This is a genomic window from Pacificoceanicola niger (assembly GCF_048553275.1).
GTDB lineage: Bacteria > Pseudomonadota > Alphaproteobacteria > Rhodobacterales > Rhodobacteraceae > Pacificoceanicola.
In genome coordinates, this window is record NZ_JBLZMW010000001.1 from 321,741 (window position 1) to 345,118 (window position 23,378).

A 23,378-nucleotide genomic window follows, 5' to 3' on the forward strand; every position below is an offset into this window, starting at 1 on the left:
GAGTAGCTATGAAGATCGCCTTTCAAATGGACCCGATCACCGGGGTCGATATCAATGCCGACAGCTCGTTCCGTATCGCCGAAGAGGCGCAGGCGCGGGGCCATGAGCTGTTCTACTATGGCCCGGATCATCTGGCCTACGAGGAGGGACGGATCACCGCGCGCGGGCACTGGATGACCGTCCAGCGCGTGGCGGGCACCCCTGCCATCCTTGGCGAGGAGGTCAAGATCGACCTTGCGGATGTTGATGTGGTCTGGCTGCGGCAGGACCCGCCCTTCGACATGCACTACATCACCTCGACCCATCTGCTCGATAGGCTCAAGGGGCAGACCCTGGTGGTGAACGATCCGTTCTGGGTCCGTAATTTCCCGGAAAAGCTGCTGGTCCTGAATTTTCCCGATCTGACGCCGCCGACCACCGTCGCCCGCGATCTCAAGACGATCCGCGAATTCAAGGCCAAGCATGGGGATGTCATTCTCAAGCCGCTCTACGGCAATGGTGGCGCGGGCGTTTTCCGCCTCGATGCCAATGACAAGAACCTCTCGTCGCTGCACGAGCTTTTCACCGGGTTCAGCCGCGAGCCGCTGATCGTGCAGAAATATCTGCCGGATGTGACGGCGGGCGATAAACGCGTGATCCTTGTCGATGGCGAGCCGGTGGGCGTGATCAACCGTGTCCCGGCGGCGGGGGAGGTGCGCTCGAACATGCACGTCGGCGGGCGCCCGGAGAAGATCGCGCTCACCGACCGCGATCGCGAAATCTGCGCTGCCATCGGGCCAACGCTGCGCGACCACGGTCAGATCTTCGTCGGGATCGACGTCATTGGCCAGTACCTGACGGAAATCAACGTCACCTCGCCGACCGGCATTCAGGAGCTGGAACGCTTCGACGGGATCAACGTCGCCGAGAAGATCTGGCAGGCCATCGAGGCAAAGCTGGGGTGAGCTGGCAGGGGCGGCTGCTCGACCGGTCGTTGCGGCTGGTCGTCAAGCCTCGGCTGCGCCGCGTTGTCGCGATTCCCGAGGCGCGTCGCGCATTCCGGCGCGCCGCACTTGCCTTCCGTCCCACGCCGTTCACCCGCAACCTGTTGCGTCCCGGCGGTTTGCACTGGATCGGTTCCGGCCCGGCACAGGCCGGTCGAGTCATCCTCTATTTTCACGGCGGTGGCTATATCGTCGGCAGCCCCCAAACGCATGAAGCGATGTTGGCGCGGCTGGCGCTCCTGAGCCGGGTGGAGGTCTGCGCGCCCGCTTATCGCCTGGCGCCGGAGACGCCCTTTCCCGGCGCGTTCGACGATGCCCTTCGGGCTTGGGATCATCTCCGGACGTTGGGCTACGCGCGGCAAGACATCGTGATCGGGGGCGACTCCGCCGGGGGCGGGCTGGCGCTCGCCCTGCTTGCCGAGCTGTGCCAGAGCGGGCAGGCGCCCGCCGGTGCCTTCGCGTTTTCGCCGTGGACGGATCTTGCGCTGACCGGGCCAAGCCTTTTGGACAATAGCGAGGCAGACGCCGTATTGCCCGGCGAACGGATCGAAGAACTCCGGGATCATTATCTGCAAGGGCAGGACCCGCGTGACCCCCGTGGGTCGCCGCTCCATGCTGCGTTTCCGGACTGTCCCCCGGTCTTGCTGCAGTGTTCAGACAGCGAAATACTGCGCGATGACAGCCTGCGCATGGCGGCGCATCTGAAGACCGAAGGCGGCGCTGTCACGCTGGAGATTGAACCGGCGTTGCCGCATGTCTGGCACCTGTTCGACGGATGGCTGCCCGAGGCGCGGCAAAGCCTGTCCCGGGTTGCGTCCTTCGCTCAGGCCTCTTTCGAAATCGTGAGGCGGTAGCTCAGGGCCTCCGCGAGATGCGGGCGGCGAATGGCGTCTGATCCGTCCAGATCCGCGATGGTCCGGGCCACGCGCAACGTGCGGTGATAGCCGCGGGCCGAGAGGCCGAACCGCTTTGCGGCCTTCTGCATCAGCTCGGTGCACTCTGTATCAAGCGCGGTCATATCCTCCAGAACCTGACCCTCCGCATCGGCATTGGTCCGGATTTTTCCGCCGTCGCCGAACCGGGCGGTCTGTCTTTGGCGCGCTGCGGCCACCCGCGCCGCAACGTCGGCGGAGCTGTCGCCTGAGGCAGGCAGGTCGAGATCGGAATAGGACACCGGCGGCACCTCGATCCGCAGGTCGAAGCGGTCCATCAGCGGGCCGGAAATGCGACCGAGGTAGTCCTCTCCGCAATTCGGTGCCCGCGAACAGGCCCGTGCCGGATCGCTGAGATAGCCGCATCGGCAAGGGTTGGCCGCAGCCATGAGCATGAAGCGGCAGGGGTAGCGGATGTGCGCATTGGCGCGGGCAATCATGACCTCTCCGGTTTCGACGGGCTGGCGCAGCGTTTCAAGCGTGCTGCGGGCGAATTCGGGAAATTCGTCGAGAAACAGCACGCCGTTGTGCGCGAGGCTGATTTCCCCGGGGCGAACGGTGCGCCCACCGCCCACGATGGCGGGCATGGATGCGGTGTGGTGTGGTTCGCGGAAAGGACGCGCGCGGGAAATGCCGCCCTCGTCCAGCAGTCCCGCCAACGAGTGGATCATCGAGGTTTCCAGAGCTTCGATAGGCGTCAAGGGCGGCAGAATACCGGGCAAGCGTTTGGCCAACATGGATTTTCCAGAGCCCGGTGTGCCGACCATCAGCATGTGATGACGCCCGGCTGCGGCGATCTCCATGGCCCGTTTGGCCCGCTCCTGCCCCTTCACGTCACGCAGGTCGCGCGCCCCGCGATCATCCGTCACCTCACCCGGCGTGGCGGGCGGAATGACACGTTGGCCGGTGAAGTGCTGCACCACTTCCAGCAATGTCCCGGCGGCGAGCACGTTGCAGGCCTCCACCCAAGCCGCCTCGGCGCCCGAGGCGCTGGGGCAGAGCAAGGCCCGGTCATCCTGCGCCGCGCACATTGCTGCGGGCAGGGCGCCGATCACCGGCACGAGGCTGCCATCAAGCGACAGCTCGCCCAAAGCCACCGTCTGGGCCACCGCATCGGCGGGGATCACGTCCAGCGCGGCAAGCAGGCCAAGCGCAATCGGCAGATCAAAGTGTGAGCCTTCCTTGGGCATATCGGCGGGTGAGAGGTTGACCGTGATGCGCTTTGACGGCAGCGCGATCGCCATGGACGACAGCGCAGTACGCACCCGGTCGCGGGCCTCGGATACGGCTTTGTCCGGCAGGCCGACAATCGCAAAAGCGGGCAGGCCGGGTGTCACGGCACATTGAACTTCGACGGGGCGGGCCTCGACCCCCTCGAAGGCAACCGTGTAAGCATGTGAAACCAACGAACGCCTCTCCGGATCGGCACTTAATTCAGCGAATTTGACGGAAAGGTGGTTATGAATCTCTTAACGCGCCGCGAGAAGCGCTGGGGTGTGCTTCGCGGTGCGCTGTGCTCGCCCGCGTTGGTCTGCCAGAGCCAAAGGCAAGTTTTTCCGGAACCTTTTGCACGCTGCGCACGTTGCCCCTCAGAAGACTGAACGCTGATCACGGGGATCCACTTTGTTGATAAGCCGTTTTGTGGCGTCTGGATTGCGACGCCGAAGCGGCACCTGCAAAATTTCGATCACAAGTGATCCGGTTGCCTCTGGCGTCCGTATTCAAGAGCAAAATTGACCTGCAGATGGGCGAAACGAAAGACGGGGAACGACGATGGCACTAGATGGAATGAACGACCAGACGCTGTCCCGCAAGGCGATGAAGGCTGAGCTGCTGGACGCCGAGACCGAGCGCGCACTCGCCTATGCGTGGCGCGACGAACGGGACGAACAGGCGCTTCACAGGCTGATCACCGCCTACATGCGGCTTGCGATCTCCATGGCATCGAAGTTCCGCCGTTACGGTGCCCCGATGAATGACCTGATCCAGGAGGCGGGCCTTGGCCTCATGAAAGCGGCGGATAAATTCGATCCGGATCGCGGCGTGCGGTTTTCGACCTACGCAGTCTGGTGGATCAAGGCGAGCATTCAGGACTACGTGATGCGCAACTGGTCCATGGTACGGACCGGGTCTACCTCCTCACAGAAATCCCTGTTCTTCAACATGCGCCGCGTACAGGCCCAGATCGAACGCGAGGCCAGTGCCTCGGGCGAAACGCTCGATCGCCATCAGATGCGCGAAATGATTTCCAAGGAGATCGGTGTGCCACTGCACGACGTTGAGATGATGGAAGGGCGTTTGTCCGGCTCTGATTTTTCGCTCAATGCAACGCAATCTGTCGAAGATGAAGGCCGCGAATGGATCGACACGCTCGAAGATGACAGCGCGCAGGCGGACGAGTTGGTTGAGAACACCCACGACCGCGAGCAATTGCGCGAATGGCTGCTCGTCGCGATGAACGGCTTGAATGAGCGTGAGCGCTTTATCGTGCGAGAGCGCAAGCTGCGCGACAGCTCTCGCACCTTGGAGAGCCTCGGCAACGAGTTGGGCCTGTCTAAGGAGCGTGTGCGCCAGCTGGAAGCCGCGGCATTCATCAAGATGCGCAAGTCGCTCGAAACGCAGTCTGGCGAAGTGCAGCATTTCCTCGCATGATGCGCGGATGAAAGCGATCTTCCTTGCAATACTCGTTATGGCCTCGGCGGTTTCCGCCGGGGCTGATTTGTCCGGGGATGTGGTCTTTCTCGGCGAACAGCACGACAATCCGGACCATCATGCCAGACAGGCGGAATGGGTGGCGCAGATTGCACCGCGCGCCCTGGTTTTTGAAATGCTGACCGAGGCTCAGGCGGCCCGCGCCCGATCCTCTGATCGCAGCGATGCCGTCAAGCTCGGCACGGTGTTGCAGTGGGAAGAGAGCGGCTGGCCGGAGTTTGACTGGTACTTCCCGATCTTCGCCGCCGCGCCAGAGGCCCGTATTTACGGAGCAGCGGTGCCAAGGGAGCAGGCGCGGGGGCTAATGGATGCGGATGTGGCCAGCGTGTTCGGCGCGGACGCGCAGGACTTCGGGTTGACCCTGGCGCTTCCGCCCGATCAGCAGGACGCTCGCGAGGCGCTGCAACTCTCCGCTCACTGTGATGCGCTGCCGAAAGAAATGCTTCCTGTTATGGTTCAAATTCAACGGCTTCGGGATGCCTCACTCGCCCGCGCCGCCTTGGCGGCCTGGCGGGAGACCGGTGGCCCGGTGGTCGTGATAACCGGCAATGGCCATGCCCGCAAAGATTGGGGCGCGCCCGCCGCGCTCGCTCTGGCGGCGCCGGAGCTTACCATTGCTGCGCTGGGTCAGGGGGAGGACGGCGTTGTTCCGAACGGACAGTTCGACCGGATCGCTTTTTCTCCCGCCGCTGAGCGCGAGGATCCGTGCGTGGCCTTCCGGCAGCAGCGCGGCAATTGAGTTTCCCGCCCTGAGCGCCTAACACTTGGCAAACCTGATGCCCAAGGAGCGCCTCATGCTGGACGGCAAACGCATTCTGCTGATCGTTGGGGGCGGTATTGCCGCCTACAAATGCCTTGAATTGATCCGGCGCCTGCGCGAGCGTGGGGCTTCTGTCACGCCGGTCATGACACGGGCCGCCGAAGAGTTTGTCACACCGCTCAGCCTGTCGGCTTTGGCCGGGGAGGCGGTCCACAGAGATCTCTTCGACCTCACCAAAGAAGCGGAAATGGGGCATATCCAGCTCAGCCGCGTTGCGGATCTGGTGGTCGTGGCTCCTGCGACTGCGGACTTGATGGCCAAGATGGCCGCGGGGCTGGCCAACGATCTTGCTTCGACCTTGCTCATGGCGACGGATACGCCGGTGATGATCGTCCCTGCAATGAACGTGCGCATGTGGGAGCACCCGGCCACACAGAGAAACCTGAAGGTTTTGCACGGAGATGGCATCACCGTTGTCGGACCGGACAGCGGCGATATGGCCTGCGGAGAGTTCGGACCCGGGCGTATGTCGGACCCCATGACCATTCTCGCAGCCATTGAGGGTGCCCTGTCCGAGGGGCCGTTGAAGGGCAGGCGGATTGTGATCACATCCGGGCCGACCCATGAGCCGATAGATCCGGTGCGGTACATCGCGAACCGGTCGTCGGGCGCTCAGGGCACGGCGATCGCGGCGGCGCTGCGGGATTTGGGCGCTGAGGTCGTCTTTGTCAGCGGTCCGGCAGATGTGGCGCGTCCGACGGGCGTGGAGGTGGTCAACGTGGAAACAGCGCGCGAAATGCGCGACGCCGTTCTGAGCGCTTTGCCTGCGGATGCCGGCGTCTTTGCGGCCGCTGTTGCAGATTGGCGCGTGGCCCGGGAAAGTGATAAGAAAATCAAGAAGAAAGCAGGCGCCTTGCCGGTTCTGGAGTTTGCCGAGAACCCCGACATCCTTGCCGAGGTCTCGCAGATGGCAACCGGTCGGCCCCGGTTGGTCGTGGGGTTTGCCGCCGAGACGGATGATGTGATCACAAATGCCACGGCGAAACGGGATCGAAAGGGGTGCGACTGGATTGTCGCAAACGATGTCAGCCCGTCCACAGGGATCATGGGCGGGTTGGAAAACGCGGTCGTGGTCATTTCGGATACGGGCGCTGAGGAATGGCCGCGGATGAGCAAGGCCGACGTGGCGAAACGCCTGGCGCAGCGCATCGCGCAGGCCTTGACCGGGCGTTGAGGCACCTTTCAATGATTGCGGGCTGATCGCTCTGCGGTCTGTGGTCCGAAAACCTGATAAATATCAATGGGAACCGCCATGGAACACTGTGAGATTGCCTTTGTCTGGGAGGCGGATGCGGATCGCTCACTGGGAGTTCCGAACTACGCTACGCCCGGGGCGGCGGGCGCGGATGTGCGGGCCAATCTGCCGGATCGCGGCACCGTGACACTGACGCCGGGCGCGCGTGCCCTGGTGCCAACGGGGCTTCGGCTGGCAATCCCGGATGGCTTCGAGGTTCAGCTGCGGCCACGGTCGGGGCTAGCGTTGAAACATGGGATCACCTTGCCGAATGCGCCGGGCACGATAGATGCGGATTATCGCGGTCCGCTGGGTGTGATCGTGATGAATGCCGGGGAGGATGATTTTGTGATCACACACGGAGACCGCATCGCGCAAATGGTGGTGGCACCGGTGGTTCAGGCGCGGTTCGCCGCCACGGATGTGCTGCCGGACACGCCGCGCGGTTCAGGCGGGTTCGGGTCAACGGGGCGGCGTTGATGACCTTGATTTTTCTTTTGATTGCAGCGCTTTGGTTCGTGGGTCATTTGATGGGCGCACCGGTTCGGGCGCGGCTGGTCATGATGGGAATCCTGTATGTGGGGCTCGTGGTTGGGCATCTGGTCCTGCCAGAGGGCAACGGTCTGCGTCAGGCGACGGGCGGGTCGGCGGCGGGATGGCTTATCCTTGGCGGTTTGATTGGCCTTGGTCTGGTTTATGCTTTTGCGGTCAAGAGGTTGAAGGCTGCGTCCGAGCGGCGCGAGCAGGGTAATACTCCCGCGAAGGCGGGGGTCTTCGAGGATGGCGAGCTTGATCGCTATGCGCGTCATATCGTGCTGCGTGAGCTGGGCGGGCCGGGGCAGAAAAAACTCAAGCAAGCCAGGATCCTGGTGATCGGAGCCGGGGGGCTTGGCTCGCCTGCGTTGCTCTATCTCGCGGCGGCGGGTGTTGGCCGGGTCGGGGTGATCGACGATGACGTGGTGGATAGCGGAAACCTGCAGAGGCAGGTGATTCATGAGGATCAAGATATTGGAAAACCGAAGGTTTTTTCCGCCCAGGAGCGCATGTTGGCGGTTAACCCGTTCATTGATGTCAGGCCGTACAAGCGTCGGCTGACCGAGGACGTCGCGGCGGATCTGATCGACGACTATGATATTGTGCTCGACGGGACGGACAATTTCGAGACGCGATATCTGGCAAATCGGGTGTGCGTGACGCAGGGCAAGCCGCTGATTTCCGGCGCTCTGAGCCAATGGGAAGGGCAGGTGTCGGTGTTCGATCCGGGGGCTTCAGGCCCTTGTTATCAGTGTATTTTTCCCGAAGCTCCGGCGCCCGGTCTGGCGCCGAGCTGTGCCGAGGCTGGTGTGCTCGGGCCGTTGCCGGGCGTTGTGGGAAGCATGATGGCGGTGGAGGCTGTGAAGCAGGTCACCGGCGCCGGGCAGGTGCTGCGCGGTGAGATGCTGATCTATGACGCGCTGTGGGGCGAGACGCGCAAGATCGGACTGAAAGCGCGGACGGATTGTCCGGTTTGCGGTGGTCGCGGAGCCAGTGGCGCAGAGGGGCCCTGACGGAGCAACTATGCAGCGTGCGCTGCGTTAAACCCCGGCGGTCAAGGGATTCGTAACATGCGTTCGGTACAAAAGGCGCCGAGTTTGGTACAAAATGCCCGGCCGATGTGGGGCGGCGCCATGGCCCGCCGGAGCCGTTTGGTACGATTCTCGCCGAGTTTTGTACGAAAGTCTCCGGGATCGGCCCCGGCATTGATGGTGTGCCGAAAAACCGACTCACGTTCGCGTGAGATGGAAAAATATTTTTGCCCGACAATCGGCGGGTCACGTGCTTTGCGCGTTGAAGGGCGCGTGCGCGGGACATAGCTTTTGATCAAAGCGTTCCGGACTGTGGCGGCGGTGTCTGACGATGAAACATCCGCGGCCTTTCCCCGCCGAAGCCGGAACGGCAACATCGACTGGAGACCAGAGAATGACCAACCCCTTGCTTGCCGAATGGGACACGCCGTTTGGCCTCGCGCCGTTCGACCGGATTTCCGATGACGATTACGCCCCCGCGCTTGAAATCGCATTGAAGGAACACATGGCGGAAATCGAGGCGATTGCGGACAATCCGGAGCCGCCGACCTTTGCCAATACCATCGAGGCGATGGAGGGCGCGGGCGAGGCGCTCGATAAGGTACTCGGCACATTTTACAATGTGTCCGGCGCGGACAGCAACGACGCGCGGCAGGCGATGCAGCGGGATTTTTCGCCCAAGTTGTCGGCGCACAGTTCGGCGATTTATTCCAACGAGGCGCTGTTTGCGCGCGTGCGGGATCTTTGGGAGCGGAAGGACGCGTTGGGCCTGAGCGAGGAAGAGGCGCGGGTGCTGATGCTGACGCATCGCGGTTTCGTGCGCGCGGGGGCCGCGCTGACCGGCGAGGCGGCGGAGCGCATGAAAGAGGTGAAGGCGCGGCTCGCGGTTCTGGGAACCAGCTTCACGCAAAACCTGCTGAAGGATGAGGCCGCCTGGATGATGGATCTGGGCGAGGCGGATCTGAATGGTCTGCCGGTTTTTGTGGTCGATGCGGCGCGATCGGCCGGAGAGGCGGCGGGGCGGCCGGGGCCGGTTGTGACGCTGTCGCGCTCTTTGATCGTGCCGTTCTTGCAGTTCTCGCCGGATCGGGCGCTGCGCGAGAAGGCTTGGCGGGCGTGGACGGCGCGGGGCGAGAATGGCGGCGAAACCGACAATCGCGCGGCGGCGGCAGAGACGCTCAAGCTGCGCGAGGAACGGGCAAAGCTGCTCGGCTATCCGGATTTCGCGCATTACAAGCTGGAAACGGAGATGGCCGGAACGCCGGAGGCGGTGCGCGGCCTGCTGATGGACGTCTGGGGTCCGGCGAAGGCGGCGGCGCTGTCGGACGCGGCAGAGATGGAAGCGATGCTCATGGCGGACGGGCTTTCCGCGCCGCTGGAGCCGTGGGACTGGCGCTATTATGCGGAGAAGCGGCGCAAGGCCCTGCACGATCTCGATGAGGCGGAACTGAAGCCGTATCTGCAGCTTGACCGGATGATCGAGGCGGCGTTTTCCTGTGCGCAGCGGCTCTTTGGATTGGAATTCGCGCCGCTGGATGTGCCGCTCTACCATCCCGATTGCCGGGCCTGGCAGGTGACGCGGAACGGCGAGCATGTGGCGGTTTTCATTGGCGATTATTTCGCCCGCGCGTCGAAGCGGTCGGGGGCGTGGTGCTCGGCCTTCCAAAGTCAGGCGAAGCGGCCGGTCGCGAAGGCGCCGATCGTTGTGAACGTGTGCAACTTTGCCAAACCCTCGGCGGGGAAACCGGCGTTGCTGTCTTATGACGATGCGCGGACCTTGTTCCATGAGTTCGGCCATGCGCTGCATCAGATGCTGTCGGATGTTGAGTTCGGATCGGTGTCCGGGACCTCCGTGGCGCGGGATTTCGTGGAATTGCCGTCGCAGCTCTATGAGCACTGGCTGGAAGTGCCGGAGGTGCTGTCGGAGTTTGCCACCCATGCGGAGACCGGCGAGGTGATGCCGGAGGCGCTGCTGGAGAAGGTGCTGAAGGCGGCGACGTTCGACATGGGGTTCCAGACGGTGGAATACGTGGCCTCCGCCTTGGTGGATCTTGAATTCCACAGCGGCCCGGCGCCGGCTGATCCGATGCAGAAGCAGGCCGAGGTGCTTGAGGGGATTGGGATGCCGCATGCGATCACCATGCGCCACGCGACGCCGCATTTCGCGCATGTCTTTGCCGGGGATGGATATTCCTCGGGCTATTACAGCTACATGTGGTCCGAGGTGATGGATGCGGATGCCTTTGCCGCCTTTGAGGAGGCGGGCGGCCCGTTCGATCCGGAGATGGCAAAGCGGCTTGAAGGATTCATCCTGTCGAAGGGCGGATCGGAGGAGGCGGCGGATCTCTACATGCAGTTCCGCGGGAAGATGCCGCAGGTGGATGCGCTGCTCAAAGGGCGCGGGCTGGCGGCCTGAGGAGCGGACGGTGGGTCGGCGCTCGTCCTTGCGGACATCGCCCCGCCCGCCGTCCCATTGGCCTCAGAACGGCTGACGGGTGAGGGTGAAGCCGCGCTCGGCCAGCAGGTTCAGCACGCCGAATTCGCCGGAGAGGTGCCCGGCGCCGAAGGCGGCGACGACCGGGCCGTCGGTGTCGGCGAGCGCCTGTTCGATCACCGGAATCCAGGCGGTGTTTCGATTTTTCAGGAGCGATTGCTCGATGTCGGCCTGCTCGGCGTCCATTGCGGCCTGCGTCATGCCGTCGAGCGGGGGCATGAGAACCATGGGCGCGAGCCATGAGGCGGCGTGCTGTTCCTCGGCGTAGGCTGTGAGGAGGGTTTCCAACATATCCTCGCCCTGATCGGGCTGGTTGATCGAAGCGAGCAGCCAGTGCAGCTGCTCTTCGCGCGGCGTATCCGCGAAGATGCGGATGGCGCTGTCAAAGGGTTCGAGCGCGGCGGTTGGGGTGCCGGCGGCTTGGGCGGCGTCTTCGAGCTGATAATCGAGGCCGTTTTGTTCCTGGATATCAACCATCAGGCAGGGCGGCAGGCCGAGGATCGTGGAGAGATACCATGGCTCGAATTTGGCGGCCATGAAGCCGGGAATCCCGCGTGCGGATGTGGCTTCCGCGAGGCGCTGCCAGTCGTCTTCGGGTAGCAGTTCGGGCAGGGTGGCGCCTTCGAGCAGCATCAGGCCCGGTTCGGTGACGAGCAGGTTTTGCATTTTCGCGCGGTCGCGCTCGGGCAGTTCGAGAAGGAGGAGCGCGGCCTCTTCGACCAGCGGGCGCAGCCGGGCTACGGGGCCAGACAGGCGCGGATCGTTGATGTGGACTGTGCCGATGAGGTGCAGTCTCTCGCCAGCTTTTTCGGCCAGCCAGTGGTTGCCGACCGGGTAGGGGCGTCCGTCGAGGCGCGCGGCGAGCCGATCGCTTTGCTCTGCGGTCATGGTGGCGCGCAGGTCCTGTCCCTCGCAGGCGGCGTGCAGCGGGGTGGCGAGGGCGAGGGCGATCAGGGCGGGGAACAGGCGGAGCATCTTGGACTTTCGCGTTGGAATGGGCAAAGGTTGCCCCCGGGTATCTTGGGAGAAACAGGCGAGGATGCGGCGGGAAAGCGAACTTTATGCACCCCTTAAGAGGTATCTTGAGGGTCAGGGCTATGAGGTCAAGGGCGAGGTCGGCGCGGCGGACATCGTGGCGCGGCGGGGCGACGAGGAGCCGGTGATCGTCGAGCTGAAGTTGCGAATCACGCTGTCGCTCTATCATCAGGCGGCGGCCCGGATGACGCTGTCGGACCTCGTTTATATCGCGGTGCCCCGGCCCGGCGGGGCCTCCGCCCGACGGGTGATGAAAGACAACAAGGCGCTGTGTCGCCGCATCGGGCTGGGGTTCATTACGGTGCGCGAGGATGGTCTTGTCGAGGTGCATTGCGATCCCGGAGGCGCCGCGCCCCGGCGTAATGGCAAAAAGCGGGACCGGTTGTTGCGGGAGTTCGAGCGGTTGCGCGGCGATCCGAACGATGGCGGCGCGACGCGGTACGGAATCGTGACGGGCTATCGGCAGGATGCGCTGGCCTGTGCGACCTATTTGGCGAGCGTGGGGGCCGAGAAGGGCTCGATCGTGGCAAAGGCGACGGGGGTGGCGAAGGCGACGGAGATCATGCGGCGCAACGCCTACGGCTGGTTCGAAAAGGTCGAAACCGGGGTCTATGCCCTGACGGAGACGGGCCGCAAGGGGCTGGCGGATTGGGGGCACAGTCTGGAGACGCCGGAGCGCGAGACGGGCTGAGCGGCCTTTGGATGGCGGCCTTCGGGTGCGCCAGGGCCCGCAGGGTCAGGTAGTGCGGGCCTTTCGCGCGCTCTGGCGTTCGCGGTGGAGGGTGTAGAGGCCGGAGGCGACGATGATCGCGCAGCCGATCAGGGTCCAGCGGTCCGGCAGATCGCCAAAAACCATGAAGCCATAGAAGGTGCCCCAGAGGATCAGCGAATAGTGTAGTGGCGCGAGGACCACGGCCTGGGCGATGTCGAGCGCGCGGATCACGAGCACCTCGCCCACGGCAGCGCAGGACGCGAGGCCGAAGATCAACGCCCAGACTTGCCAGCCCTGCGGGGTTTGCCAGACAAAGGGAACGAGGCAGGAGAGCAGGAGCGTGGCGCTGATCGAGGTATAGGCGACCGTGGTCAGCGGGCTGTCGCCGCCGCTGAGCCAGCGCGAGAGAATCTGGCGCGTGGCAAAGAGGCTGGCGGCAACGACGACCAGAAGGATGGCCGGGTGAAAGACGCCAAGGCCGGGGCGAATGACGATCAGCATCCCGAGAAAGCCAATGGCGACGGCGATCCAGCGCCGCATGCCGACCGGTTCGCGCAGGATCAGCGCCCCCAGCACGGTCACGATGAAGGGCGCGACAAAGGAGACGGCGACGGCATCGGCAAGCGGTACATGGCCGATGGCGATGATGAAGAAGGTGGCCGAGCCCGCGGCAGCGATGCCCCGGCTGACCTGCAGGATCGGGTTTTTCGTGCGCAGGGCGCGGCCGCGGTTGAAGGCGAGCGCCACAGCCACGCCAAGAAACAGGCCGAACATGCGAAACCAGGTGATCTGCAGGGCGGGCAGGCTTTCGGTGAGCACCTTGGCCTGAATGTCCCCGGCGGCGAAGCAGAAGAACCCAAGCGCCATCAGGACGATGCCGCGCATGTTGTTCGGCTCCAAGGGGGCGGGCCCGTTGTTCACGGGGCTTGCGGGCTGAATGGGCATCACGGGTGTCCGGTCTTGTCGTTGCGCGGGTCAGCGGACCTCAGGCCCATCCCGCCAAGGGCCGGCACCGCAGGACACCCGCCGCGCCGAGTGCTTGACAAGGCGGCGGGTGGGTCTGCAACGCTCGGAAACGCCGGGCGGGGATCGGAGCAGAGGGCGGGGCGGCAGGGCGTCGGGCCTGCCAGAGCTGTCATGCGGCCGGTCTCGCGCCGGGGCGGCGGTCAGGCGGGAAAAGGGAATGTATCCTGACCTTATCCTGCGCAAATGCCGCGCGGGCGTCAAGGCGAAAGCCGGGGTCTAGGCTTAGGGCAGCGCAGGGCCGAGCCGTTTTTCGAAGAAGACGTCGGGGTAGGGATCATCGTTGAAACGGTCGATTTCGGTCCATTGCCATTTGCGGTACATGGCGATGGCCTCTGTCAGGATGGAATTGCTGTCGAGCCTGAGAACGTCATGCCCGAGCGCCAGCGCGCGCGTTTCGAGGGCTTCCATGAGGCGGCGTGCGAGGCCGAGGCCGCGCGCCTCCGGCGAGACCCAGAGGCGCTTGACCTCGGCATAGCCCTTGTCCGTGCCCTTGAGACCGACGCAGCCAAGCAATGTCTCGCCGCGCGCGGCGATCAGAAAGCTGCCGCGTGGGGGCATCATCGCGGTGGCTTCCGGATCGGCGGAGAGATGGACGTCAAAGCCGGTTTCGAACCGGCGTGCCAGCTCGGCGTAATACTGTTCGAGGCAGGCAATGGCGCGTGGATCGGTGGGCGCGGTTTCGATCAGGGTAAGGGAGGGCGTGTCTGACATGGCGACTGTTCCTTGGGGCGCGTCTTCTTTGCCAGAGGCGCGGGCTGGTCGCAAGATCGGCGGTTTCCCGCGTCCCGGGGTTTCAATAGGCGCTGCGGGTAACCACCTGTGACGGGGACGGCGCAGGGCGATGAATTTTTTCGAAACTGCGCTGTTGACTCGTCGGCTTCCGGTGCCTAGCTAAGCGTCGTTAGCACTCGACCACGATGAGTGCTAACGCCTCTCGGAAGAGGGGCGTAAGAACACTAACTTTGAGCAAGGAGACTCGAAGATGGCATTTAAACCGCTTCATGATCGCGTGCTGGTTCGCCGCGTTGAGAGTGACGAAAAGACCAAGGGTGGTCTGATCATTCCCGATAGCGCCAAGGAAAAGCCGGCAGAAGGCGAAATCGTTGCTTGCGGCGAAGGCGCGCGCAAGGACAGCGGTGAGCTGATCGCGATGGCCGTGAAAGAGGGCGACAAGGTGCTCTTCGGCAAGTGGTCCGGCACCGAGGTGACCGTGGGCGGCGAAGAGCTGCTGATCATGAAAGAGAGCGACATCCTCGGCATTATCGCCTGAGGAGCCGCGGTGGGCCCGGTGCCCGCCGACGCACTCTGCTAAACGCAATTCCATTCAGGAGAACATGATATGTCTGCAAAAGACGTTAAGTTCGATACCGACGCCCGCAACAAGATGCTTCGTGGCGTCAACATCCTCGCCGACGCGGTGAAGGTGACCCTCGGCCCGAAAGGCCGGAACGTGGTTCTGGACAAGTCCTTCGGCGCACCGCGCATCACCAAGGACGGTGTCTCGGTTGCCAAAGAGATCGAGCTGGAAGACAAGTTCGAGAACATGGGCGCCCAGATGGTGAAGGAAGTCGCTTCCCGCACCAACGACGAAGCCGGTGACGGCACCACCACCGCGACGGTTCTGGCTCAGGCCATCGTCAAGGAAGGCATGAAGGCGGTTGCCGCCGGCATGAACCCGATGGACCTCAAGCGCGGCATCGACGCGGCGACCTCCAAGGTTGTTCAGGCCATCAAGGACGCAGCCCGCACCGTCGAAAACTCCGACGAAGTCGCCCAGGTTGGCACCATCTCCGCGAACGGTGAGGCCGAGATCGGTCGTCAGATCGCCGACGCGATGCAGAAGGTCGGCAACGAGGGTGTCATCACCGTCGAAGAGAACAAAGGCCTCGAAACCGAGACCGATGTCGTCGAAGGCATGCAGTTCGACCGTGGCTACCTGAGCCCCTACTTCGTCACCAACCCGGACAAGATGATTGCCGAGCTGGACGACTGTATGATCCTGCTGCACGAGAAAAAGCTTTCGTCGCTGCAGCCGCTGGTTCCGCTGCTGGAGCAGGTGATCCAGTCGCAAAAGCCGCTGCTGATCATCGCGGAAGACGTCGAAGGCGAAGCGCTGGCGACCCTCGTGGTCAACAAGCTGCGCGGCGGCCTGAAGATCGCAGCCGTGAAGGCACCGGGCTTTGGTGATCGTCGCAAGGCCATGCTGCAGGACATCGCGATCCTGACCGGCGGCCAGGTGATCTCCGAGGATCTCGGCATGAAGCTTGAGAATGTCTCCATGGACATGCTCGGCACCGCCAAGACCGTGACCATCACCAAGGACGAGACGACCATCGTCGACGGCCATGGCGACAAGGCAGAGATCCAGGCGCGCGTTTCCCAGATCCGCACCCAGATCGAAGAGACCACCTCCGATTACGACCGTGAGAAGCTACAGGAACGCGTTGCCAAACTGGCAGGCGGTGTTGCCGTGATCCGCGTCGGTGGCATGACCGAAGTGGAAGTGAAAGAGCGCAAGGACCGTGTGGACGATGCTCTGAACGCGACCCGCGCAGCCGTGCAGGAAGGCGTTGTCGTCGGCGGCGGTGTTGCCCTGGTTCAGGGTGCCAAGGCGCTTGACGGTCTGACCGGTGAGAATGCCGATCAGGATCGTGGCATCGCGATCATCCGCGCCGCTCTGGAAGCGCCGCTGCGTCAGATCGCAACCAACGCAGGCGTCGACGGCTCCGTCGTGGCAGGCAAGGTGCGCGAATCCGACGACCTGAAGTTCGGTTACAACGCGCAGACCGGCGAATATGGCGACATGTTCAAGTTCGGCGTCATCGACCCGGCGAAGGTTGTCCGCACCGCTCTGGAAGACGCGTCCTCCGTTGCTGGCCTGCTGATCACCACCGAAGCGATGGTGGCCGACAAGCCTTCGAAAGAAGGTGCCGGTGGCGGCATGCCCGACATGGGCGGCATGGGCGGCATGGGCGGCATGATGTAATCAGCCCCCGCACCCTTGCGGAAATACTGACGACTGTCAGGACAAAGGCGCCCTCGGGCGCCTTTGTTGCGTTTCGGAGGGTGGAATGCCCGCGGGACCGGCGGGCAGGGCGGCGGGCTGGCGTGTGTCGCGCTGCGGTCGCGTGCGGGGAAGTGGCGCGGAACCGGGTCCGAGGCTTGCCCGCCGCGCCGGATTGCGGTTTCACGGGGGCATGAAGCCGTTGAACACACATTTCGAGTCGCCCCACTGGCGCCATGGCAGGCGCGTGGCGGGCGTAGATGAGGTCGGCCGGGGGCCGCTGGCCGGTCCGGTCGTGGCCGCCGCCGTGGTGCTGAACCCCGAAGCCTTTCCCGAGGGTCTGCGCGATTCCAAGACCCTGAGCGGCAAACGCCGCGAGGCGATGACCCTGCTGATCCGGCAGCAGGCAGAGGTGGGCATCGGGATGGCCACGGTCGAGGAGATCGACGCCATCAATATTCTCCAGGCGACCTATCTCGCCATGCAACGCGCGATTGAAAACCTGCCTCACCCGCCCGACCATTTGTTGATCGACGGCAACCGCCTTCCGGCGGTTCTGCCCTGTCCGGCGACCCCGATCGTGAGGGGCGACAGCAAATCACCCTCCATCGCGGCGGCCTCAATTGTGGCCAAAACATGGCGCGATAATGTCATGAAAGAGATCGCGACACAGTTTCCAGGATATGGTTGGGAAACAAACGCGGGTTACCCCACCAAGTGTCACAAAGATGCACTTCGAAATCTGGGGGTGACCCCACACCATAGACGTTCGTTCAAACCGGTCCACAATATCTTGTATCAAGATAATTTCTCAAGCGACTGATTAAAAAAGGAAATTGACGGCGAATCGGTTAGGATTCAATTTCAAAGCCAATCTACGAGAGCGCAAAAAGCGCCGGGACAGAGGCAGAGAATGACGAAGATGACCAAGCTGAAGAGCGCGCAGGCGCTCCCCCTCAACACGATTCTGGATGGCGACTGTATCGAGATGATGAACAGTCTGCCGGAGGCGTCGGTGGACCTGATCTTTGCGGATCCGCCGTACAATCTTCAGCTGAAAGGCGATCTTCACCGACCGGACAATTCCCGTGTCGACGCGGTGGATGACCACTGGGACCAGTTTTCGAGTTTTGCCGCCTACGACAGATTCACCCAGGACTGGCTCAAGGCGGCGCGCCGATTGCTCAAGCCCGACGGGGCAATTTGGGTCATCGGCTCCTATCACAACATCTTTCGGGTTGGGGCCGCGCTTCAGAATGAAGGCTACTGGATCCTGAACGATGTGGTCTGGCGCAAGGCAAACCCCATGCCGAACTTCCGTGGCAAGCGGTTCACCAACGCCCATGAGACGATGATCTGGGCGTCCAAGAGCGAAGGCGCAAAGTACACGTTCAACTACGAAGCCTTGAAAGCGCTGAACGAAGGCATCCAGATGCGCTCGGACTGGGTCCTGCCGATCTGCAACGGCCATGAGCGGCTGAAGGACCAGAACGGCGAAAAGGCGCATCCGACGCAGAAGCCGATCAGCCTGCTGCATCGGGTTCTGGTGGGCAGCACGAAGCCCGGCGACGTGGTGCTCGATCCGTTCTTTGGCACCGGCACGACCGGTGCCGTGGCCAAGATGCTGGGCCGCGACTGGATCGGGATCGAGCGCGAGGCAGCCTATCGCACGGTGGCACAGAAGCGGATTGCAGATATCCGTCCCTTCGACAAATCTTGCCTTGAGGTCACCCAGTCCAAACGCGCCGCGCCGCGCGTGCCGTTCGGGCAGCTGGTCGAGCGCGGCATGCTGAGCCCGGGCGAGCAGCTTTGGAGCATGAATGGCCGTCACCGGGTCAAGGTCCGTGCCGACGGGACACTGATCGGCGACGACGTGAAGGGCAGCATCCACCAGGTGGGCGCGGCGCTGGAGAACGCGCCGAGCTGCAACGGCTGGACCTACTGGTGCTTCAAGCGTGACGGCAAGACGGTTCCGATCGACGTGCTGCGCCAGCAGATTCGCGCGGAGATGGAAGAGCGTCCGAGCTAAGGCGCGCGCCCTTCCGGGTTTTCAGAAATTCAAGAACACCGCCGGTGCCTCGTGAGTGTCATCCGAGGCGCCAACTTTCCCCGCCTGCGTGTCAGGCGGGGCTTTTTCGTTTTGGTGCGTGGTGCGCTTACCAGTCGATATAGTCCTCGAAGTCCTTCATCACGCGGGTCCACATCTTGAAATTGTCGACGAAGTTCTTCTCGGAGACGCCGTAATCGACGTTCACATCCATTTGCAGGAACGGGTCCATTTCATCGTCGAGATAAACGGTCGCATAGCGTTTGGTGGCATTCCATTCATTGGATTGGGCATAGGCCATGCCATCGGTCATATCATATGCGGTCTGGTATTGAATGGTGCGGCATTCGACGTTGTCGCTGCAATCATAAAAGAAGATCTGGAAACCGGTGCCTTCGTATTTGACGGAAATCTTCGGATCTCCCACCGAATCGCGGCCCAGTTCGACTGCGTAGCCTTCGGAGCGCAGCAGATCGTAGAGCCGGGCCGGATTCGACGCATCGACATCGGCAAAAGCAGGCGCGGCAAGGAGCGCCGCGAACGTGAGAACAATGGGTTTCATGGCTGGACCTCGCCTGATCAGAATGTACGCACCATGCTAACGGCAACAGGGTGGTGCGGCAACGCTGGCCCGACCGGGGTCCTGTGTCGAAAAGCGGTTTCCTCTGCGGGATTGACGTTCTACAGGTTCGTCATGGATTTACGCGCGCTTTTCATGGGACTGGCCTTTGCGGTCATGTGGTCCTCCGCCTTCACCTCGGCCCGGATCATCGTGGCGGCAGCGCCGCCGTTGTCGGCGCTGGCCTTGCGGTTCCTGATTTCCGGCCTGCTGGCCGTGATCATTGCGCGGGCCTTGGGGCAGACGTGGCGCCTGACGCGCGGCCAGTGGCGGGCAACGGTGATTTTCGGGATTTGCCAGAACGCGTTGTATCTGGGGCTGAATTTTGTCGCCATGCAGACCGTCGAAGCCTCGCTGGCGGCGATCATCGCCTCGACCATGCCGCTCCTTGTGGCGCTGGCTGGCTGGCTTGTCCTCGGGGATCGTCTGAGGCCGCTGAGCGCGCTTGGCCTGCTGGCCGGTGTGGCGGGGGTTGCCTTGATCATGGGCGCGCGTTTTGGCGGCGGTTTCGATGCCTATGGCGTGGCGCTCTGTGTGGTCGGTGTGGTGGCGTTGACGGTGGCGACCTTGTCGATGCGTGGCGCGACGTCCGGGGGCAACATGTTGATGGTCGTGGGCCTGCAAATGTTGATTGGCAGCGCCGCATTGATGCCGTTCGCCGCATTCGAGACCCTGGAGGTGCAATGGTCGCTCACGCTGATCGTGGCCTTTGTGTACACGACTCTGGTGCCGGGCCTTGCGGCGACATTGGTGTGGTTTGTTCTGGTCAACCGAATTGGCGCGGTACGCGCGGCAACCTTCCATTTTCTCAATCCTTTCTTTGGGGTAGCCATCGCCGCGGTAATGCTGGGAGAGGCGCTTCGGCCACTCGACATGGTCGGTGTCGCCATTATCGCAGCCGGAATCCTTGCGGTTCAGCTGTCGAAAATTCCCGAGCGAAAACCGGTTTAAAAAAGTCAGAATTTTATTGATCGGAAGTAGCGGCGGGCGAGGTATTATTAACCTGCGCGACCGATAAAGCACCGGGAACAACGCGTGGTGGAAACCACGGTTGCTAATCTGACGTGAGGTGCGACATGAGTCGGTTTTTGAGTAAGTTTTCGGTGCGGATTCAGCTTTTGTTGTCCGCGCTTGTTCTGATGGTCGCGCTTGTCGTGGTGTCCGCGATGGCCCTGCTTGTCGAGCGTCAGCTCAGCAGGAGTGGAGAGAACCTGCGGGCGATGTTTGACAAGGGCGCCATGCTCCAATCGCTGGAAGTGTCGATCTCATCGGCGGAAACGAAGGTTCTGCGCTATCTCTCCGATCCAGAAGCGCGCTGGAACCCGGTCGACGCTGCGATGGAGGAGGTCGCTGCGACGCTCGAAAGCGTGCCCAACCTGAGCTGGGCAAACACGCCCACCGGCCAGGAATTGCTCCAGATTGGAGATGGGCTTCGCCTTGTCACCGCGCTTGGTGCACGAGCCGGGGCGGCGACGACACAGGACGAGCGCGCGGCGATTGCTGATGAGGCGGATCGGGCTTTGCGCACAGCGATGTTCAAGCTTGGCTCAATCGTGCGGCGCACGGAGGTGGAAGCGGCGGAAATCGAGCAGTCCATGCAGTCTGTGATGCAAGATGCCGCCATGTGGCAGCTTGTCGTCAGTGCCGTCGCCGTGTTGATCGGGGCCGTGGTGACGATTTTCAGCGGTCATATCCTGGCAAAGCCGATCCGCACCTTGACCGAGTCCGTGAAAACGCTGGCGGATGAGGATTTCACCAGCGAGATCGCGGGCACCGAACGCCGCGATGAGATCGGCGCAATTGCCCGCAGCCTCGCGGCCCTGCGCGACAAATTGTCGAAGGCGGAGGACGCCGCACAACGCGAGCGAAAAGACAACGAAAGCCGGATTGCATTGTTCGATGAGCTTGGTCTGGCCATGACCGCGCTCAAGGAGGGCAAACTGGATCAGGAAATACGCACCGAAAACTGGAGTGATCTTGGCGCGGACTATGTTAAACTCTGCAATGACTTCAATGCACTGTCTGGTGGGTTGCGGGCGCTTGTCGGGGAATTGCGTCAAAGCGGCGCCATGGTTAATGCCAATTCGCGTGACCTGTCGCGGATGTCTGTAGAAATGTCCAGCCGCTCTGAATTGCAGGCCGCGACGCTTGAAGAAAGCGCCGCCGCGCTCGAAGAACTGGCGCAGAGTGTCCAGTCCGCCGCTGAGCGAGCCAGGAGTGCCGATGAAAAGGTCGTAACGGGCCGTGAGCGTGCTGAGCGCGGCGGCGAGGTGATGGCGCGGGCGCAATCGGCCATGGGGTCCATCGCCAAGTCGTCTGAACAGATCACCCAGATCATCGGGGTCATCGACGATATCGCCTTTCAGACCAATCTCCTGGCGCTGAACGCGGGGGTTGAAGCCGCACGGGCTGGCGATTCGGGTCGCGGCTTTGCCGTGGTGGCGTCGGAAGTGCGTTCGCTGGCGCAGCGTGCGTCGATCTCGGCAAGCGAGATCAAGGAACTGGTTTCCAACAGTTCCGCACAGGTATCGGCGGGGGAACGGCTTGTCGAAGAGACGTCAGTGACGCTCAAGGACATCGTCGAGAGCGTGAATGAGGTGTCGGTCCTTGTCGCGGATATTTCGGCCTCTGCGCAGGAGCAGGCGCAAGGCGTTCAGGAGATCAACGTCGGCGTTGCCGAGCTTGACAAGGCCACGCAGCAAAACGCCGCGATGGTCAACGACACGACAGAGGCCAGCCGCGAGTTGAGCGCGGAGGCGGAGCGCCTGTCGTCGATCCTGGCGCGATTCTCCGGGGCCGATCCGGCACAGCCGGCCACGCCTGCGCGGTCGCCGGAGGCTGAAATCAAAGGCGATACAGGCGAGCAAGCAATGTCGGTGGTGGATGACACACCGGTCCGGGACCGTCCGGTCAGCGCTCTGGGGTCCAGCGATCTGGAGGTCGAGCCGGAGCCATTGGAGGCGGTCCCAGGCACTTGGGAGGAGGCCGCAATCCTCCCGCCCGAGCCCGCGCCACAACGACCAAGGAGCGTCAATGAAGCGCCCGGACTCTGGAGCGATTTCTAGGATCGCTGGCCCGGCCGGGTCAGGCCGGGCCGATCCTGCCACCGGAGTTGCCGATCTGACCACGATGCAGCAGAAGGTGATCGAGGATCACGCAGGCCAACATGGCTTCGCCAACCGGGACCGCGCGGATGCCGACGCAGGGATCGTGTCGGCCCTTGGTGATGATTTCGGTTTGCTGGCCGGATTTGGTGATCGTCTGTCGGGTTTTCAGAATCGAGGAAGTCGGCTTTACGGCAAAGCGTACAACGATGTCCTGCCCGGTCGAGATGCCGCCCAGAATGCCACCCGCATGATTCGAGCTGTAGACCGGCTTGCCATCGTTGCCCATGAAGATCTCGTCGGCGTTGTCTTCGCCGGTGAGCATCGCCGCCGCCATGCCTTCGCCGATTTCGACGCCCTTGACGGCGTTGATCGACATCATCGCGGCCGCGAGGTCGGTGTCGAGCTTACCGTAGACCGGTGCGCCGAGACCGGCAGGCACCCCCCGGGCAACCACTTCGATGATCGCGCCCACGGAATTTCCGGACTTGCGTAACTGTTCAAGGTAGGCGGCCCAGGTTTCCGCGGTCTGTGCCGAGGGCACCCAGAACGGATTTTCGTTGATCTGGGCGAGGTCCCGGTCACCCTCGATGCCATGCGGCCCCATCTGGGTCATGTAGCCTTGAATTTCGATGCCCGGCGCGAGATGGTCCAGCGCCGCCCGCGCAAGCCCCCCTGCCGCGACGCGGGCCGCGGTTTCCCGCGCCGAGGACCGTCCGCCGCCCCGGTAGTCACGAATGCCGTATTTCTGCCAGTAGGTGATATCGGCATGACCAGGGCGGAATTTTTCGGCGATGTCGCCGTAATCCTTGGAGCGCTGGTCGGAGTTTTCGATCATCAGCTGGACCGGTGTGCCGGTTGTCTTGCCTTCGAAGACGCCGGAGAGGATACGCACGGCATCCGGCTCGCGCCGCTGTGTGGTGTATTTGTTCTGACCGGGTTTGCGCTTGTCCAGCCAGTGCTGGATCATGGCCTCGTCGATGGTGACCCCCGGCGGGCAGCCGTCGATTGTGGCGCCAAGCGCGGGTCCGTGGCTTTCTCCCCAGGTGGTGACGCGGAAGAGATGTCCGAAACTGTTGAGGCTCATGCGG

Annotated in this window: 21 protein-coding genes; 15 read left to right on the top strand and 6 right to left on the bottom strand. The window is 63.0% G+C overall.

Annotated elements, in window-relative coordinates; translation table 11 throughout:
- The first annotated feature begins 8 nt into the window (after positions 1 to 8).
- Both gshB and ACN2XU_RS01560 read left to right on the top strand, forming a co-directional pair.
- Positions 9 to 944: a glutathione synthase gene (gene gshB / locus ACN2XU_RS01555; protein ID WP_419408621.1), complete on the top strand. Its 936-nt coding sequence runs from the start codon at positions 9 to 11 to the stop codon at positions 942 to 944.
- Entirely contained in the window at positions 941 to 1,837 is an 897-nt protein-coding gene (locus ACN2XU_RS01560) for an alpha/beta hydrolase (protein ID WP_419408622.1), read from the top strand. The genes gshB and ACN2XU_RS01560 overlap by 4 nt, the downstream gene beginning before the upstream one ends.
- Here ACN2XU_RS01560 and ACN2XU_RS01565 read toward each other — a convergent pair.
- A complete protein-coding gene (locus ACN2XU_RS01565; RefSeq protein ID WP_419408623.1) occupies positions 1,807 to 3,321 on the bottom strand; it encodes a YifB family Mg chelatase-like AAA ATPase in 1,515 nt (504 codons plus the stop codon). The two genes, ACN2XU_RS01560 and ACN2XU_RS01565, sit on opposite strands and share 31 nt — an antisense overlap.
- A gap of 367 nt (positions 3,322 to 3,688) precedes the next feature.
- On the opposite strand from ACN2XU_RS01565, the gene ACN2XU_RS01570 reads away from it, so the two are divergent.
- The 6 genes from ACN2XU_RS01570 (at position 3,689) to ACN2XU_RS01595 (ending at position 10,662) form a co-directional block, all read left to right on the top strand.
- Positions 3,689 to 4,567 carry an RNA polymerase factor sigma-32 gene (locus ACN2XU_RS01570; RefSeq protein WP_419408624.1) on the top strand — a complete coding sequence of 293 codons (879 nt, stop codon included), beginning with the start codon at positions 3,689 to 3,691 and terminating at the stop codon, positions 4,565 to 4,567.
- Positions 4,568 to 4,574: 7 nt separating this feature from the next.
- On the top strand, positions 4,575 to 5,366 hold the full coding sequence (locus ACN2XU_RS01575; RefSeq protein WP_419408625.1) for a ChaN family lipoprotein: 792 nt from the start codon (positions 4,575 to 4,577) through the stop codon (positions 5,364 to 5,366).
- A gap of 55 nt (positions 5,367 to 5,421) precedes the next feature.
- Entirely contained in the window at positions 5,422 to 6,621 is a 1,200-nt protein-coding gene (gene coaBC, locus ACN2XU_RS01580) for a bifunctional phosphopantothenoylcysteine decarboxylase/phosphopantothenate--cysteine ligase CoaBC (protein ID WP_419408626.1), read from the top strand.
- A 78-nt stretch (positions 6,622 to 6,699) separates the two neighbouring features.
- Complete coding sequence (dut, locus tag ACN2XU_RS01585; protein ID WP_419408627.1) at positions 6,700 to 7,161, top strand: dUTP diphosphatase; 462 nt, start codon at positions 6,700 to 6,702, stop codon at positions 7,159 to 7,161.
- Positions 7,161 to 8,228 carry a HesA/MoeB/ThiF family protein gene (locus ACN2XU_RS01590; protein WP_419408628.1) on the top strand — a complete coding sequence of 356 codons (1,068 nt, stop codon included), beginning with the start codon at positions 7,161 to 7,163 and terminating at the stop codon, positions 8,226 to 8,228. The genes dut and ACN2XU_RS01590 overlap by 1 nt, the downstream gene beginning before the upstream one ends.
- Before the next feature lie 412 nt (positions 8,229 to 8,640).
- Positions 8,641 to 10,662, top strand: coding sequence for a M3 family metallopeptidase (locus ACN2XU_RS01595; RefSeq protein ID WP_419408629.1), 2,022 nt, complete (start codon positions 8,641 to 8,643; stop codon positions 10,660 to 10,662).
- A gap of 63 nt (positions 10,663 to 10,725) precedes the next feature.
- Here the strand turns inward: ACN2XU_RS01595 and ACN2XU_RS01600 are convergent, their stop codons facing one another.
- The gene (locus ACN2XU_RS01600) at positions 10,726 to 11,715 is read right to left on the bottom strand and encodes a TraB/GumN family protein (RefSeq protein ID WP_419408630.1); all 990 of its coding nucleotides are present in this window, start codon (positions 11,713 to 11,715) and stop codon (positions 10,726 to 10,728) included.
- Positions 11,716 to 11,779: 64 nt separating this feature from the next.
- On the opposite strand from ACN2XU_RS01600, the gene ACN2XU_RS01605 reads away from it, so the two are divergent.
- The gene (locus ACN2XU_RS01605) at positions 11,780 to 12,466 is read left to right on the top strand and encodes a DUF2161 domain-containing phosphodiesterase (protein ID WP_419408631.1); all 687 of its coding nucleotides are present in this window, start codon (positions 11,780 to 11,782) and stop codon (positions 12,464 to 12,466) included.
- 45 nt (positions 12,467 to 12,511) lie between these two features.
- On the opposite strand, the gene ACN2XU_RS01610 is transcribed toward ACN2XU_RS01605, so the two are convergent.
- Positions 12,512 to 13,432, bottom strand: coding sequence for a DMT family transporter (locus ACN2XU_RS01610; protein ID WP_419408632.1), 921 nt, complete (start codon positions 13,430 to 13,432; stop codon positions 12,512 to 12,514).
- Between the two features lie 303 nt (positions 13,433 to 13,735).
- The gene (locus tag ACN2XU_RS01615) at positions 13,736 to 14,224 is read right to left on the bottom strand and encodes a GNAT family N-acetyltransferase (RefSeq protein ID WP_419408633.1); all 489 of its coding nucleotides are present in this window, start codon (positions 14,222 to 14,224) and stop codon (positions 13,736 to 13,738) included.
- Between the two features lie 271 nt (positions 14,225 to 14,495).
- On the opposite strand from ACN2XU_RS01615, the gene ACN2XU_RS01620 reads away from it, so the two are divergent.
- From ACN2XU_RS01620 to ACN2XU_RS01635, 4 genes are all read left to right on the top strand, one after another.
- Positions 14,496 to 14,783 (top strand): co-chaperone GroES, encoded by a 288-nt coding sequence (locus ACN2XU_RS01620; protein WP_419408634.1) that lies wholly within the window; start codon positions 14,496 to 14,498, stop codon positions 14,781 to 14,783.
- A 69-nt stretch (positions 14,784 to 14,852) separates the two neighbouring features.
- Positions 14,853 to 16,499: a chaperonin GroEL gene (gene groL / locus ACN2XU_RS01625; RefSeq protein WP_419408635.1), complete on the top strand. Its 1,647-nt coding sequence runs from the start codon at positions 14,853 to 14,855 to the stop codon at positions 16,497 to 16,499.
- 211 nt (positions 16,500 to 16,710) lie between these two features.
- Positions 16,711 to 17,340 (top strand): ribonuclease HII, encoded by a 630-nt coding sequence (gene rnhB, locus ACN2XU_RS01630; protein WP_419408636.1) that lies wholly within the window; start codon positions 16,711 to 16,713, stop codon positions 17,338 to 17,340.
- Between the two features lie 90 nt (positions 17,341 to 17,430).
- The gene (locus ACN2XU_RS01635; RefSeq protein WP_419408637.1) at positions 17,431 to 18,546 is read left to right on the top strand and encodes a site-specific DNA-methyltransferase; all 1,116 of its coding nucleotides are present in this window, start codon (positions 17,431 to 17,433) and stop codon (positions 18,544 to 18,546) included.
- Positions 18,547 to 18,673: 127 nt separating this feature from the next.
- Here ACN2XU_RS01635 and ACN2XU_RS01640 read toward each other — a convergent pair whose 3' ends face one another.
- Positions 18,674 to 19,126 (bottom strand): YbjN domain-containing protein, encoded by a 453-nt coding sequence (locus ACN2XU_RS01640; protein WP_419408638.1) that lies wholly within the window; start codon positions 19,124 to 19,126, stop codon positions 18,674 to 18,676.
- A gap of 132 nt (positions 19,127 to 19,258) precedes the next feature.
- Here ACN2XU_RS01640 and ACN2XU_RS01645 point away from each other — a divergent pair, with 132 nt between their 5' ends.
- Together ACN2XU_RS01645 and ACN2XU_RS01650 are read left to right on the top strand one after the other, a co-directional pair.
- Positions 19,259 to 20,134 (top strand): DMT family transporter, encoded by an 876-nt coding sequence (locus ACN2XU_RS01645; protein WP_419408639.1) that lies wholly within the window; start codon positions 19,259 to 19,261, stop codon positions 20,132 to 20,134.
- 125 nt (positions 20,135 to 20,259) lie between these two features.
- On the top strand, positions 20,260 to 22,248 hold the full coding sequence (locus ACN2XU_RS01650) for a methyl-accepting chemotaxis protein (protein ID WP_419408640.1): 1,989 nt from the start codon (positions 20,260 to 20,262) through the stop codon (positions 22,246 to 22,248).
- Between the two features lie 19 nt (positions 22,249 to 22,267).
- Here the strand turns inward: ACN2XU_RS01650 and aroC are convergent, their stop codons facing one another.
- Complete coding sequence (gene aroC / locus ACN2XU_RS01655; protein WP_419408641.1) at positions 22,268 to 23,374, bottom strand: chorismate synthase; 1,107 nt, start codon at positions 23,372 to 23,374, stop codon at positions 22,268 to 22,270.
- Positions 23,375 to 23,378: the final 4 nt, after the last annotated feature.

What these genes read in the sequence shown, in the direction of transcription:
- ACN2XU_RS01635 (WP_419408637.1), top strand. Translation starts at nt 17,431, where the DNA reads ATGACGAAGATGACCAAGCTGAAGAGCGCGCAGGCGCTCCCCCTCAAC.
- ACN2XU_RS01640 (WP_419408638.1), bottom strand. Translation starts at nt 19,126, where the DNA reads ATGAAACCCATTGTTCTCACGTTCGCGGCGCTCCTTGCCGCGCCTGCT.
- ACN2XU_RS01595 (WP_419408629.1), top strand. Translation starts at nt 8,641, where the DNA reads ATGACCAACCCCTTGCTTGCCGAATGGGACACGCCGTTTGGCCTCGCG.
- aroC (WP_419408641.1), bottom strand. Translation starts at nt 23,374, where the DNA reads ATGAGCCTCAACAGTTTCGGACATCTCTTCCGCGTCACCACCTGGGGA.
- groL (WP_419408635.1), top strand. Translation starts at nt 14,853, where the DNA reads ATGTCTGCAAAAGACGTTAAGTTCGATACCGACGCCCGCAACAAGATG.
- ACN2XU_RS01605 (WP_419408631.1), top strand. Translation starts at nt 11,780, where the DNA reads ATGCGGCGGGAAAGCGAACTTTATGCACCCCTTAAGAGGTATCTTGAG.
- ACN2XU_RS01645 (WP_419408639.1), top strand. Translation starts at nt 19,259, where the DNA reads ATGGATTTACGCGCGCTTTTCATGGGACTGGCCTTTGCGGTCATGTGG.
- ACN2XU_RS01600 (WP_419408630.1), bottom strand. Translation starts at nt 11,715, where the DNA reads ATGCTCCGCCTGTTCCCCGCCCTGATCGCCCTCGCCCTCGCCACCCCG.
- rnhB (WP_419408636.1), top strand. Translation starts at nt 16,711, where the DNA reads ATGAAGCCGTTGAACACACATTTCGAGTCGCCCCACTGGCGCCATGGC.
- ACN2XU_RS01615 (WP_419408633.1), bottom strand. Translation starts at nt 14,224, where the DNA reads ATGTCAGACACGCCCTCCCTTACCCTGATCGAAACCGCGCCCACCGAT.
- ACN2XU_RS01590 (WP_419408628.1), top strand. Translation starts at nt 7,161, where the DNA reads ATGACCTTGATTTTTCTTTTGATTGCAGCGCTTTGGTTCGTGGGTCAT.
- ACN2XU_RS01620 (WP_419408634.1), top strand. Translation starts at nt 14,496, where the DNA reads ATGGCATTTAAACCGCTTCATGATCGCGTGCTGGTTCGCCGCGTTGAG.
- dut (WP_419408627.1), top strand. Translation starts at nt 6,700, where the DNA reads ATGGAACACTGTGAGATTGCCTTTGTCTGGGAGGCGGATGCGGATCGC.
- ACN2XU_RS01575 (WP_419408625.1), top strand. Translation starts at nt 4,575, where the DNA reads ATGAAAGCGATCTTCCTTGCAATACTCGTTATGGCCTCGGCGGTTTCC.
- ACN2XU_RS01570 (WP_419408624.1), top strand. Translation starts at nt 3,689, where the DNA reads ATGGCACTAGATGGAATGAACGACCAGACGCTGTCCCGCAAGGCGATG.
- ACN2XU_RS01610 (WP_419408632.1), bottom strand. Translation starts at nt 13,432, where the DNA reads ATGCCCATTCAGCCCGCAAGCCCCGTGAACAACGGGCCCGCCCCCTTG.
- coaBC (WP_419408626.1), top strand. Translation starts at nt 5,422, where the DNA reads ATGCTGGACGGCAAACGCATTCTGCTGATCGTTGGGGGCGGTATTGCC.
- ACN2XU_RS01650 (WP_419408640.1), top strand. Translation starts at nt 20,260, where the DNA reads ATGAGTCGGTTTTTGAGTAAGTTTTCGGTGCGGATTCAGCTTTTGTTG.
- gshB (WP_419408621.1), top strand. Translation starts at nt 9, where the DNA reads ATGAAGATCGCCTTTCAAATGGACCCGATCACCGGGGTCGATATCAAT.